The sequence below is a fragment of the Hydrogenophaga borbori genome, from assembly GCF_003417535.1.
GTDB lineage: Bacteria > Pseudomonadota > Gammaproteobacteria > Burkholderiales > Burkholderiaceae_C > Hydrogenophaga > Hydrogenophaga borbori.
In genome coordinates, this window is record NZ_QVLS01000006.1 from 226,515 (window position 1) to 239,376 (window position 12,862).

Here is a 12,862-nt window from a genome sequence, read left to right on the forward strand (position 1 = left end):
CAGGTCAGACATGCAAAAGGAGGTGCTCGCGCTCCCAGGGCGAGATCACCTTCATGAACTCGTCGAACTCGAGTTCCTTGATCTCGGTGTAGATGGTCACGAACTCATGGCCCAGCACCTCGTGCAGATCGGGCTCGCGGCGCAGCCAGTCCAGCGCCTCGCCCAGGCTGCGCGGCAGCGCGTAGGGCGAGAGGTAGGCATCGCCCTTCATCTCGGGCTTGGGCTTGATCTTGTTTTTCATGCCCAGGTAGCCGCAGGCCAGGGTCATGGCCATGGCCACGTAGGGGTTGGCGTCAGCGCCGATCACGCGGTTTTCCACGCGGCGCGCCTCGGGTGAGGCGATCGGCGAGCGGATGCCCACGGTGCGGTTGTCGTGGCCCCATTCGATGTTGATCGGCGCGGCCGTGTGGCGCGACAGGCGCCGGTAGCTGTTCACGTAAGGCGCCACCAGCGCCATCGCGGCCGGGATGTAGCGCTGCAGGCCGCCGATGTAGTGGAAGAACTCATCGGACGCGGTGCCGTCGGCGTTGCTGAAGATGTTCCGGCCGTTGTCCTTGTTGAGCACGCTCTGGTGCATGTGCATCGCGCTGCCCGGCTCGCCCGCGATGGGCTTGGCCATGAAGGTGGCGTACATGTCGTGGCGCAGCGCGGCCTCGCGCACGGTGCGCTTGAAGAAGAACACCTCGTCGGCCAGGCCCAGCGGGTGGTCGTGGAAGAAGTTGATCTCCATCTGCCCGGCGCCGATTTCGTGGATCAGTGTGTCCACGTTCAGGCCCATGAGGTTGCAGTACTCGTAGATCTCCTCGAACAGCGGGTCGAACTCGTTCACCGCGTCGATCGAGTAGGCCTGGCGCGAGGTCTCGGCGCGCCCGCTGCGGCCAATGGGCGGGCGCAGCAGGGTGTTGGGGTCGGTGTTGCGCGCGGTCAGGTAGAACTCGAGCTCGGGCGCGATCACCGGGTCCCAGCCCTCGGCCTCGTACAGGCCGCAGATGCGGCGCAGCACGCTGCGCGGCGCGTAGGACACCAGCTTGCCCTTGTGGTCGAAGCAGTCGTGGATGACCTGCGCCGTGGGGTCGGTGGCCCAGGGCACGATGCGCACGGTGGTGGGATCGGGCCGCAGCTGCATGTCGCGGTCGGTGGGCTCCACCACGTCGTAGTAGGGGCCGCTGGCGGGCTGCTCGCCCGTCACGCTCATGGCCACGATGGCGTGCGGCAGGCGCATGCCGCGGTCCTCGGTGAATTTCTCGCGCGGCAGGATCTTGCCGCGCGCCACGCCGGTCAGGTCGGGCACCAGGCATTCGACTTCGGTGACGCGGTGTTCGTTGAGCCAGCTTTCCAGCTCGTTGAAGTTCTTGGGGGCGCTCATGGCCGGGCTCCTTGGCTTGGGTATTGGTTCGGGTTCGCGGAGGGCGGACAGCGAACCTAACCCGGCTGGCTGCGCGCCAGGTCGTTGGCCTGCAGGCGCAGGCTGCGGCGCTGGCGGCAGGCGCGGCCGAAGGCCTCGAAGATCGCGGCGTAGAACGGGGTGTCCCAGCAGCGCCACTCGGGGTGCCACTGCATGGCGTAGGCGAAGGTGCGCGCGCCCTTGACCCAGAAGGCCTCGACCAGGCCGTCCGGCGCCCAGGCCAGCGGCGTGAGCCCGTCGGCCAGGCGCGCGATGCCCTGCCCATGCAGGGAATTGACCTGCGCCTCGGTGCCACCCGCCCACTCGGCCATCACGCTGCCCTCGGCGATGCGGATGGGATGTCGGGGCGCGTACTGCTCGTCGGGCGGCGCGGTCTTGGGCTCGCGGTGGTCGTTCATGCCAGGCACCAGGTGCACGCGCTGGTGCAGCGCGCCGCCCAGGGCCACGTTGATTTCCTGGAAGCCGCGGCAGATGCCCATCAGCGGCACGCCCAGGTGCACGCAGGCCTTCACCAGCGCCAGGGTCAGCAGGTCGCGGTCGGCGTCCAGCGGCAGGCTGGGATCGGCCACCTCTTCCTGGAAATGCGAAGGGTGTACGTTGGAGGGCGAGCCGGTGAGCATCACCCCGTCGACCATGCCGAGCAGCTCGTCGATCTGCTCGACCTCGGCCAGGGGGAACATCACGGGCTGGGCCTGGGCGCCGACCTTCACGGCCCGCGCGTACTTGTCGCCCAGCAACAGAAAGGGCATCTGGTGCCCGTGGTCGCCCAGCAGTCGATGGTCGGCTGGCAGCCAGACCATGCATGGCGGCTTGTTCATGGGTTCTCCACGCAATCGGCGTCCATTGTGGGGGGCAAATTGGATCACAATGAGAGCCAGTTGTGCCCATCCCGGGGTGCCACTTACCCTGCCCCGGCACCGCTCACCCGCCCATGCTGTCCGAATACCTGCTGGCCGAAATGAACCGCCTGGGCGCCCAAGACGCCCTGCCTCTGCACCGCCAGCTCTACGAGGCGCTGCGCCGCGCCATGCTGGACGGCAAGCTCGGCGCCGGCGAGCGCCTGCCGTCCAGCCGCGACCTGGCGCAGGACCTGGGCCTGTCGCGCAACACCGTGGTGGCCGCCATCAACCAGCTCAGCGTGGAGGGCTACCTGGCCAGCCGCGTGGGCAGCGGCACCTACGTGAACGACCACGTGCCGCGCAGCGGCCTGGCGCGCGGCCCGCGCGCGCCAGGCCAGGCGCCCCACCTGCAACCGGCGCGCCTGTCCACGCGCGGGCAGTCACTGGCGCACGAGTTCAGCGCCGGCGCGCTGGAGGTGCAGCCCTTCACGCCCGGCATCGCCGACTTCTCGGCCTTTCCGCTCACGCTCTGGCAGCGGCTGCAGAACAAGCATTGGCGCATGACCTACCCGGACATGCTGGACTACAACACCTCGGGCGGCTACGCGCCGCTGCGCCGCGCCATCGCCGACTACCTGCGCGTGTTCCGCAGCGTGCAACTGGACGCCGACCAGGTCATCGTCACCAGCGGCACGCAGCAGTCGCTGGAGCTGTGCGCCCGCCTGCTGGCCGACCACGGCGACACCGTGTGGGTGGAGGACCCGGCCTACTGGGGCGCCATGAAGGCCTTCATCGCCACCGGCCTGTCCGTGCACCCGGTGGCCACCGACGAGCAGGGCCTCAACCCCGGCCCGGCCGACGATCCGAAGCCGCCGCGACTGATCTACGCCACGCCCTCGCACCAGTACCCCCTGGGCGCGGTCATGTCGCTGGCGCGGCGCCACCAGCTGCTGGCCACCGCGCGCGCGCACGGCGCCTGGGTCATCGAAGACGACTACGACAGCGAGTACCGCTTCAGCGGCCCGCCGCTGTCCAGCCTGGAAGGCCTGGACCCGGATGGGCGGGTGCTCTACATGGGCACCTTCTCCAAGGTGCTCTACCCGGGCCTGAAGCTGGGCTACCTGGTGGTGCCCAAGGGCCTGGTCGAGGCCTTCCGCCAGGCCCACTACGACCTCAACCGCCCCGGCCAGATGCCCACGCAGGCGGCGCTGGCCGAGTTCATCGAGATGGGCCATTTCGCCAGCTCGCTGCGCCGCGCGCGCCAGACCTACGCCGAGCGCCGGCAGTGCCTGCTGGAGGCGCTGAAGCCCGTGTTGGGCGAGGGCCCCGACGCCCCGCGCATCAGCGGCGCCGAGCAGGGTCTGCACCTGTGCCTGCGCCTGCCGCTCGCGGTGGACGACCAGGCCATCGCGCGCCGCCTCGCGCAACAGGGCCTGACGGTGCGCCCGCTGTCGGCCTACTGCCTGCGGCGGCAGGATCTGCGCGGGCTGGTCATCGGCTACGGCTACGCGCCGCTGGAAGCCATCCGGCGCTGCGGGCCGGTGGTGGCGGCAGCGGTAAAGCAGGCGGTGATGGGCTGAGCGACGCCACGCGCCTGACAGATCCGACATCGCATTCCCGATCGGCAGGAACGCCGCTCACACCGCGTCGCGCAGCCGGTGCCACCACATGCCCAGCGCCAGGCTGGGCGTGCGCAGCAGCGCTCCACCGGGGAAGCGGTGGTGCTTCAGGCGCGCGTAGAGGTCGAAGCGGCCGGCCTGGCCCAGCACAGCCTCGGCCACGAGCTGGCCCGCCAGGCCCGTGAGCGCCACGCCGTGGCCACTGAAGCCCTGCAGGTAATACAGGTTGTGGCCCAGGCGGCCGAAATCGGGCGCGCGGTTCATGCTGATGTCGACGAAGCCGCCCCACAGGTGCTCCACCGGCACCGCGCCCAGCTCGGGGAACACGGCCGCCATGCGCGCGCGCATGGTGGCCTGCAGGTGGCGCGGCGTCATGGTGGTGTAGCTGACGCGGCCGCCGAAGAGCATGCGGCGGTCGGCGCTGAAGCGGAAGTAGTCCAGCACGAAGTTGTTGTCGCAGACCGCCGCGTCGCCGGGGATCAGGCGCTCGGCCAGTTCCGCGCCCACCGGCGCCGTGCCCAGGATGTAGGTGCCCACGGGCATGATGCGCGCCGCGATCTCGGGCGCCACCTCGGGCCCGTGCTCGGGCAGCATGCAGTTGCCCGCCAGCACGCCGAAGCGCGCCGAGACCTGGCCGCGCGCCGTGCGCGCCACCAGGGTGTCGCCGCGCTGCAGCGCGGTGACGGCCGAGCGTTCGAAAATCCGCACGCCCGCGGCCTCGGCGGCGCGCGCCAGGCCCAGGGCGTACTTCAGCGGGTGCAGGTGGCCGCTGCGCTGCTCACGCGCCGCCGCCGCGTAGTGGTCGGTGCCGATCAGGCGGCGCGCGTCGGCGCCCTCGGCCCAGTCCACCGCGATGCCACGCGCGGCCAGGCCATCCATCTCGGCGCGCAGCTCGCGCGCCTTGCGCGCGGTCTCGGCCACGTAGACGTAGCCGAAGCGCCGGTCGCACTCGATGCCGTGCTCGGCGATGCGCTGGTCGATCAGGTCCACAGCCTCCACCGACATCGCCCAGGCGCGCTCGGCGTCCTCGCGACCCAGCTGCTGCTCGAACGGGCCCTGCCCGCTCGCGTAACCCACGATGGCCTGGCCACCATTGCGCCCGCTGGCGCCGCTGCCGATGCGATCGGCCTCCAGCACCACCACCGACAGGCCGCGCCGCGCCATCTCCAGCGCCGCCGACAGGCCCGAGAAGCCCGCGCCCACCACCACCGCGTCCACCTTCAGGTGTTCCTGCAGCGGCGCGCGCGCCGGCCCGCGCTGCACGCTGGCCTCGTAGTAGCTGCGCTGGTTGAGCTGGGTGTCCGAGCCGATGAGTGAAGCGCCCCACATATCAGCCGCCCCCGTGCCGCGCGGCAGGCCTTCCCCCCGCAGAGGGGACGGCGCCTGCGGCCTGGCAAAGCCCGCTTGGCGGCGCCCCACGATGAAGACAGGCCGCGCTCATCGCTGCTGTGCCACGCGGCCGGCCAGGTAGGTCCACACAAAGCAGGCGGCCGCGTTGCTGGTGAGTTCGGCGTGGTCGTAGGCGGGCGCCACCTCCACGCAGTCCATGCCGATCCAGCGCAGGTCGGCCAGTTCTTCCAGGAAGGTGAGCACCTGCGAACTCGTGAGCCCACCGGGTTCTGGCGTGCCGGTGCCGGGCGCGAAGGCCGGGTCCAGCACGTCGATGTCCAGCGTGAGGTAAGCCGGCCGCCCGGCCAGACGCTCACGGATGGCGCCGATCACCGGCCCCAGGGCCGCGCCGTCCAGCCCGCGCAGCTCGCGCGCGGTAAAGATCTGTCCGCCCTGATCGGCCACGTAGTCGCGCGCGGCGCGCTCGCCGCTGGAGCGGATGCCGATCTGCACCGTGTGCGCGGCGCTCACCAGGCCTTCCTGGATGGCCTCGTAGGTCCAGGTGCCGTGGCCCGAGGGCTCGCCGAAGTGGTCGCTCCAGGTATCGCAGTGGGCGTCGAAATGCACCAGGGCCAGTGGCTCGCCGCCGTGGCGCGCCTTGGCCGCGCGCAGCAGCGAGAGCGTGACCGAGTGGTCGCCGCCCAGGAAGACGCAGTGGTGTTTGTCCATCAGTGCCGTGGCCTGGCGCTCGATGTGCGCGCGCACCTCGGGCAGCGGCGAGGCGTTGGGCAGGCGCATGTCCAGCGCGTCGCCCAGGTGCTCCAGCGGCGAGACGTCGAACACCGGGTGGATGCCGTCGCACAGCATGAGACTGGCGGCGCGGATGGCCTGCGGCCCGAAGCGCGCGCCGGGGCGGTTGGTCACCACGCCGTCGAAGGGAATGCCACAGACCGCGTACGGCTGGTCGGCCAGCGGCGCGCAGGCCAGGAAACGGTTGCTGTTGTTGGCGTAGGCGAACTGACCAAGGGCCATGGCGGGAAGCGGTGTCGGTGAAGGGAGCGCAAGGCGGTGGGCGACGATAGCGCCGCGCCCCGGCGCCACAGGGGACCACTTGGACCGCGAACCCGGTGTCCACCCGCGGCGTTCCCGTCAGGCGAAATCCGGCCCTGGCGGCGGTCACGTCGGCGGCGTCCGCGCGGCAGGCCCAGCGCTTCGTGAACGCACCCGACCGGCCGCTGGGCGCGAAGGTCGCCTGTTGCGGGCCCGATACCGCCTGAGCCCCGGGTTCAGCGCCCCTTCTCGCGGCCGCCGAACAAGCCCTTGAGCCCTTCGCCCAGCCGATCGCCGATGTTGGCGCCCGCCCCGGTGCCCACGCCCGGCATCACCGCCGTGCCGATGGCCGCGCCCAGCAGCGCCGCGCGCGTGAGCGTCACCTGAGGGTCGTCCAGCGTGCCGCCCACCGCCAGCGGCACGCCCACCACGCCGGCCGTGGCCCCGCGGGTCACGTCCACGCGCACGCGGCCCGACAGCGCCCGGCCCGGCGAGATCGCCACCTCGCCCGTGGCCGCGAGCAGGCCCGAGTTCGCCACCAGGTTCGACAGCTGAATGGCCTTGCCGCGCGTGTTCACCTGGCCGGCCAAGGTGTCGAGTTCGGTCAGCCCGCCGCTGGACAGGCCCACGGTGCTCGCCGCCTTCAACAGGTCCAGCCCATGCAGCGTGGCACCGCTGACGGTGAAGCGCGTGTCGCTGTGCAAAGCGTTCACCAGCGCCTCGGCGCTCACGCGCTCGGGAAAGCGCGCATCCAGCGTGGTGTCGGCCTGCAAGCGGCCCGTGAGCGTTTTGCGCGGCGCGGTCAGCGCCGACACCTCCACGCCCTCGGTGCGCAGCCGGCCATCCAGCACCACGCGCCGATCCTTCGCGCCGGCGCCGGGCAAGGTCACCGCGACGGGACCCCGCACGCGGCCCCCGCCCACCCGCGCATCCAGCGCCCAGGCCGTGGCCTCGCCCTCGCGGCGCAGCGTGGCCGTGGTGCCGCGCAGCGCGCCGCCCACGATGGCCAGCTCGGCCTTGGCGGGCCAGCCGTCGTCGGCGAAGCGCAGTTCGGCGTTCACCGTGGTGCGCGCGCCGTCGGCCGCGAGCCAGCTCACCTCATCGAGCACCAGCTCGCGTGGCAACAGCGAAAAGTCGATGGCCTCGCCATCGGCCGGCGCGGGCGCCGGCGCGGCCCGCGCCCGCGCACCCAGCAGCGCGACCGTGGCCTCGGGCAGCACCGCCTGCCGCACCACCAGCGTCTGCACGCGCAACCGACCGCCCAGCAAGTCCCACCAGCGGGGCCGCAGCTCCACGCGCTGCAGCGACAACGGCGTGCGCGCCTGGATGCTCAGCCCATCCACCGCCACGCCGGGCACCGGCCACAGCGCCAGACCGATGGCCTGCGCGCGCACCGGCGCGCCCAACACATCGCTCGCCTCGGCCGCCAGCCGCTCGCGAAAGGCCTCGCCCGCCACCCAGCGCTGCAGGGCCAGCAGCAGGGCCGCGAGCAGCAGCAGGGGCAGAAGGCACCAGAGGGCGATTCGAAGGGGTCGGCGCATGCCGAAATTGTGCCCAGCCTGTGGCGCTTACCCGGCGCGCGAGCCGCCGCTCACGCCACCGCCCCGCCCTCACAGCGGCCGCTGCCGCCAGGCGAACGCGGCCCCCAAGGCCAGCGCCGCGGACGAGAACACCAGGCCACGCGCCAGTCCGCCGGGGCCGTCGCTGATGAAACCCGTGAGCACCGGACCGACGATGTGCCCCACCGCGAAGCAGATGGTGAAGCCGCTGATGCCGCGCGCCCACTGGGTCGCTGGCAGGTTATGGCGCACGAAAGCCGTGGTCGAGGCCACGACCGAGAGGAAACTCAGACCGAACAGCAGCCCCGAGGCCACGGCCACCATCCAGCCGCTGGCCAGCGCCGGCAGCAGCGCCGCCACCGCCAGCAGCGCGCTCAGGCGCGCAAAAGCCCCGCCACCGCGCTCGCGGTCGAACAGGCCGGCCCACACGCGCGGCGCCACGAACACCGCCACGCCCAGCAAGGTGAAGTAGCTGGTGATGCCCGCTGCCGACAGGCCCTGCTCGCGCAGCAGCGCGACGGAGAAGGTCATGTAGCCGATGTAGCCGGCGCCGAACAGGCCGTAGCCGAGCAGCAGCCAACCCATGTCGCGCAGGCGCGCGGGCGGCCGGCCCGGCGCCGCCGGGGCCGCGGCGTTCGACGGCCCGGACCGCTCGTCCAGCACCCGCGCGGGCCAGGCCATGAAGACCGAGGCCAGCGCGCACAGCAGCGCCAGTCCCCACCACGCCCAGGCCCAGGCATGCGCCTGCGCGGCGGCCGCGTGCAGCAGCGGTGGCACGGCCAGCGCCGAGGCCACGATGCCCAGTCCCGCGCCGCCGTAGTACAGGCCCAGCAGCAGGCTGCCGCGTTCGGCGTCGCGCGCGGCCAGGCGGGCCGCGAGCAGGCCACCCGAGATGAACTGGAAGGCGCTCAGCACGCCCGCCGTCAGTCGCTGCGCCAGCAGCGGCCCCGGCTCCACCAGGAAACCCGCCAGCGCCATCAACAGCGTGGCCAGCCAGCTCCCCCACAGGAACAGCCGCGACGGCCCCAGGCGGCGCATCAGCACCGGCGTCAGCAGCGCGCCCAACAGGTAGCCCACCGCGTTGACCGTGTTCATGGTGCCCGCCAGCGTGTAGCTCCAGCCCAGGTTGTCGCGCATGGGTGGCAGCAGCAGGCCGTAGGCGAAACGCGTCACCCCCAGCGACACCGCGGCGCCCAGCGACAGGACCAGGGCCAGGCGCATCAAGGGCAGCGGGTTTGGCGAAGGCATGGCGGGCATTGTGGGCGCAAGCCTTGGCGGGCCCTGTCGCGCCGGTCCTCCAGGCCCGCCGGTCACTGGACCTGTGCGGACCGCTCCCCGCGCCGTAGAGTGACCCCATGAACGCCTCCGCCATTCCTTCCGAGCGCCTCGCGGCGCTCCACCGGTCCGAATCCGAGCGCTTCATCGCCACCCACCCGCGCTCCATGGCCCAGGCCGAAGCGGCACGCGCCCACTACCTCTTCGGCGTGCCCCTGCACTGGATGCGCGACTGGCCCGGCCCCGCCACGCTGGCCGTCGAGCGAGCGCAAGGCGCCGCGCTGTTCTGTGCCGACGGCCTGCGCTACAGCGACTTCTGCCTCGGCGACAGCGGGGCCCTCTTCGGCCACAGCCCCGAACCGCTGGCGCAGGCCATCGCGCAGCAGGCCGAGCGCGGCCTCACCTGCATGCTGCCGTCCACGCACGCGCTCGCCGTGGGCGAGGCCTTGCAGCGCGTGTTCGGCCTGCCGGTGTGGCAACTGGCGCTGTCGGCCAGCGACGCCAATCGCTTTCTGCTGCGCTGGGCGCGCGCCGCCACCGGCCGGCCCCAGGTGCTGGTGTTCGACGGCTGCTACCACGGCGCGGTGGACGACACCCTGGTCGACCTCGACCCAGCCTCGGGCACCACCGTGCGCCGCCCTTCGGTGCTGGGCCAGGTGCACAACCACCACGCCTTCACCCGCGTGGTGCCCTTCAACGACCTGGCCGCGCTGGAGGCGGCGCTGTCGCGCGGCGACGTGGCCTGCCTGCTGGCCGAACCGGCGCTCACCAACTTCGGCCTGGTGCCACCCAACCGGGGTTTCTGGCCCGTCGCGCGCGAGCTCTGCCGCCGCCGCGGCACGCTGTTCGTGGTGGACGAGACGCACACGCTCTCCACCGCGCTCGGCGGCTACGCGCGCGCCCACGAACTGAACCCCGACGCTCTGGTGGTGGGCAAGGCCGTGGCCGGCGGCCTGCCCTGCGCGGTCTATGGCGTGACGGCCGAGCTCGCGCAGCGCATGGCGCGCGCCAAGGACAGCGCGCCCGAGGGCCACAGCGGCATCGGCACCACGCTGTCGGGCAATCCACTGACCCTGGCCGCGCTGGAGGCGGCGCTCACCCACCTGCACACCGAGGCCAACTACGCCCACATGCTGGCCATCGCCGCGCTGTTGCAGGATGGCCTGCTCAAGCGAGTGCACGCCGCCCACCGGCCCTGGACCGTGACGCGCCTCGGCGCCCGTCTCGAGCTGCAGTTCATGCCACGCACCCCGCGCCAGGCCCAGGACGTGCGCGAACACGCCCAGGGCGCGCTCGAATCCTTCACCCACCTGTTCATGCTCAACCGCGGCGTGCTCCTCACGCCCTTCCACTGCATGATGCTCGCCAGCCCGGCCACCACGCCCGCCGACGTGGAACGCCTGCTGTCGGTGTTCGACGAGCTGCTCGCGGCGCTCGCCGCCTGACCTCAGCCCACGCCCACGGGCGAGGGCGCGAGCCGCACGATCCGCGTGAACAGGCGATCGAAGGTGGGGTCTCGCTGGCCCTCGGGGCTCAGCGGGTCCACATGGCTGGAGAAGGCGGCATCCAGCGCGCGGCGGTCGGCTTCGTCCAGCAGTTGCTCCGCCGCCGGCAGCACCACCTGCTCCTCCAGCTTCATGTGGGCCAGGTAGAAACGCACGTAGGCCTGGGCCTCGTCCACGAAAGCCTGGCGCCGGGGCTCGCCCAGGTACTCCCAGGCCATCAGCAGGTGCACCAGCTCGCGCACGCGGTCCTCGCCGCCCATGTGCTCCTTCTCCAGGCGCTGGATGGTCTCCAGCGTGTGCGGCGCGGCGCGCGCCACGCGCGGGAACAGCAGGTCCGACTCCTTCGGGTGGTGCAGCTTCTCGGGAAACTCGCCGATGTAGAACAGCATGGCCCGCAGCACATCGAAAAAGCGCTCGGGGCCATCGGTCTCGGGACCCCGATCGATCATCACCAGCATCGAGCGCAGCATCGCCGACAGGCTGGCGTGTTCGTCCCGGACGGTGCGCAGGGCGTCGGATTTCATGGCGGATCTCCTCGAGGGTGGAACCCCCGCAGCTTCCCACGCGGCGCCCGAACGCGCCTTGATGCAGGTCAAGGCCGCTCCGCGCCCCCAAACCCGTGCGCTTGACCTTGACACCGTGTCAAGCTTGAGAATGCCTCTACCCCAACACAGGAGCCTCTCCATGAACCAGACCTTCACCGTGCAAGGCATGACCTGCGGCCACTGCGAACGCAGCGTCACCAACGCCATCAAGCAGATCGACCCCGAAGCCGAGGTGCGCATCGACCGGCCGCAGAACCGCGTCGAGGTGCACAGCAGCCAGTCGCGCGAGAAGATCGCCGCGGCCATCCGCGAAGAAGGCTACGCGGTGGCGGGCTGATGGACACCCACACCACCGCCTGGCCGGTCAACATCGGCCAGGCCGCGCAGCTCAGCGGCATCTCGCCCAAGATGCTGCGCCACTACGAAGGCCTGGGCCTGCTCGGCGAGGTGCGGCGCACCGACAGCAACTACCGCCAGTACGCCGAATCCGACGTGCACACGCTGCGCTTCATCCGCCGCGCGCGCGACATGGGCTTCACGCTCGACGAGATCCGCGACCTGGTGAACCTCTGGCACAACCGGCGGCGCAGCAGCGACACCGTCAAGCGCATCGCGCAAAAGCACATCGGCGACCTGGCCGAGCGCATCGCCGCCCTGGAGGCGATGCGCCGCACCCTGGAAGACCTGGTGGTCCGCTGCCCCGGCAACGACCGGCCCGACTGCCCCATCCTGGACGACCTGGGCGGCGGCGCCGACAAGGATCTTTACAAGAACCACACAGAGCCTGCCACTTTGCTGCACAGATCCCGCCCACAGTGAGACCCACGCCACCAGCCGGTGGTCCCACCGTACCAAGGAGTGCCCCATGAAACCCTCGTTCAGCCGCCGCGCCTTTGCCGTGACCGCCGCTGCCACCGCCATCACGGCCCTGTCCTTCACCGCCGTCGCCCAAGGCGTTGGCGCACCGGCCCAGCCGGCCGCCGCCGCCAGCGCCGCCCAAACCCAGGCCCAAGCCCCCCGCCACGACCCGCAGCGCCACGCCCAGCGCATGGAACGCCTGCAGCAGCGGATGGCCGAGCACCAATCCCGCTTGAAGGACAGCCTGCAGCTGCGCCCCGAACAGGAAGCGGCCTGGAACGATTTCGTCGCGAAGATGAAACCCGCCCCCCAGCCCGCGGGTGAACGCCCCAACCGCGAGGACTGGGCCAAGCTCAGCACCCCCCAACGCCTGGACCGCCTGGACGCCATGAAGGCCGAGCGCGACCGCCAGGTGGCGCAACGCCACGACGCGATCCGCCGCTTCTACGCCCAGCTCACGCCCCCGCAGCAAAAGGCCTTCGACGCGCAGCGTGGCATGGGCCTGGGCGGCATGCGCCACGTGGGCCATCGCGGCCCCATGGAGCGTTTCGACCGAATGGGACACGGCGGCCAGGGCTTCAAAGGCCATGGCGAACCGCGCCAACCCCGCCTCTGACTTCTTCCTACTGAATCAATTTCTTAAATTAGTAGTAGTAGATAAGGGGCGCTGTCTTCTGTGGACAAGCGCCCCTTGTCCTTTGGCGACAAGGATTTTTCGATCCTGACAAGTCTGTGTGAAGCACCCGGCTGAACGCGGGTCGTGAATGGGGACAAACCGCGGTCACCCGCTCCTTCTGTGGACAAGTCATGGCTTGTTCCAGAATTACCCACAGCTTTGTTCCAAAGTCTGGTGACAGTTGCTCACGAAAGGCCTTGGC

12 protein-coding genes are annotated in these 12,862 nt (G+C 71.3%); 5 read left to right on the plus strand and 7 right to left on the minus strand.

The window, feature by feature from the left end:
• Positions 1-4 precede the first annotated feature (4 nt).
• Together DY262_RS11645 and DY262_RS11650 are read right to left on the minus strand one after the other, a co-directional pair.
• Positions 5-1,366 carry a glutamine synthetase family protein gene (locus tag DY262_RS11645; protein ID WP_116959033.1) on the minus strand — a complete coding sequence of 454 codons (1,362 nt, stop codon included), beginning with the start codon at positions 1,364-1,366 and terminating at the stop codon, positions 5-7.
• A gap of 56 nt (positions 1,367-1,422) precedes the next feature.
• Positions 1,423-2,223, minus strand: coding sequence for a gamma-glutamyl-gamma-aminobutyrate hydrolase family protein (locus tag DY262_RS11650; RefSeq protein WP_220377558.1), 801 nt, complete (start codon positions 2,221-2,223; stop codon positions 1,423-1,425).
• Positions 2,224-2,336: 113 nt separating this feature from the next.
• Here DY262_RS11650 and pdxR point away from each other — a divergent pair, with 113 nt between their 5' ends.
• Entirely contained in the window at positions 2,337-3,824 is a 1,488-nt protein-coding gene (gene pdxR, locus DY262_RS11655; protein WP_116959034.1) for a MocR-like pyridoxine biosynthesis transcription factor PdxR, read from the plus strand.
• A 57-nt stretch (positions 3,825-3,881) separates the two neighbouring features.
• On the opposite strand, the gene DY262_RS11660 is transcribed toward pdxR, so the two are convergent.
• The 4 genes from DY262_RS11660 to DY262_RS11675 form a co-directional block, all read right to left on the minus strand.
• Complete coding sequence (locus DY262_RS11660) at positions 3,882-5,192, minus strand: NAD(P)/FAD-dependent oxidoreductase (RefSeq protein ID WP_116959035.1); 1,311 nt, start codon at positions 5,190-5,192, stop codon at positions 3,882-3,884.
• Between the two features lie 108 nt (positions 5,193-5,300).
• A complete protein-coding gene (speB, locus tag DY262_RS11665; RefSeq protein WP_116959036.1) occupies positions 5,301-6,224 on the minus strand; it encodes an agmatinase in 924 nt (307 codons plus the stop codon).
• Between the two features lie 254 nt (positions 6,225-6,478).
• A complete protein-coding gene (locus DY262_RS11670; protein WP_116959037.1) occupies positions 6,479-7,783 on the minus strand; it encodes an AsmA family protein in 1,305 nt (434 codons plus the stop codon).
• Between the two features lie 69 nt (positions 7,784-7,852).
• Positions 7,853-9,049, minus strand: a complete 1,197-nt coding sequence (locus tag DY262_RS11675; RefSeq protein ID WP_416186985.1) for a YbfB/YjiJ family MFS transporter — start codon at positions 9,047-9,049, stop codon at positions 7,853-7,855.
• A 107-nt stretch (positions 9,050-9,156) separates the two neighbouring features.
• On the opposite strand from DY262_RS11675, the gene DY262_RS11680 reads away from it, so the two are divergent.
• The gene (locus tag DY262_RS11680) at positions 9,157-10,521 is read left to right on the plus strand and encodes a transaminase (RefSeq protein WP_116959038.1); all 1,365 of its coding nucleotides are present in this window, start codon (positions 9,157-9,159) and stop codon (positions 10,519-10,521) included.
• A 2-nt stretch (positions 10,522-10,523) separates the two neighbouring features.
• On the opposite strand, the gene DY262_RS11685 is transcribed toward DY262_RS11680, so the two are convergent.
• Entirely contained in the window at positions 10,524-11,105 is a 582-nt protein-coding gene (locus tag DY262_RS11685) for a hemerythrin domain-containing protein (RefSeq protein ID WP_116959039.1), read from the minus strand.
• 160 nt (positions 11,106-11,265) lie between these two features.
• Between DY262_RS11685 and DY262_RS11690 the strand changes: the two genes are divergently transcribed.
• The 3 genes from DY262_RS11690 to DY262_RS11700 are packed head-to-tail and all read left to right on the plus strand — an operon-like array spanning position 11,266 to position 12,600.
• Positions 11,266-11,463, plus strand: a complete 198-nt coding sequence (locus DY262_RS11690; RefSeq protein ID WP_116959040.1) for a heavy-metal-associated domain-containing protein — start codon at positions 11,266-11,268, stop codon at positions 11,461-11,463.
• On the plus strand, positions 11,463-11,945 hold the full coding sequence (gene cueR / locus DY262_RS11695) for a Cu(I)-responsive transcriptional regulator (protein WP_116959042.1): 483 nt from the start codon (positions 11,463-11,465) through the stop codon (positions 11,943-11,945). Before DY262_RS11690 ends, cueR begins: the two co-directional genes overlap by 1 nt.
• 46 nt (positions 11,946-11,991) lie before the next feature.
• Positions 11,992-12,600, plus strand: coding sequence for a Spy/CpxP family protein refolding chaperone (locus DY262_RS11700; RefSeq protein ID WP_116959044.1), 609 nt, complete (start codon positions 11,992-11,994; stop codon positions 12,598-12,600).
• Positions 12,601-12,862 lie beyond the last annotated feature (262 nt).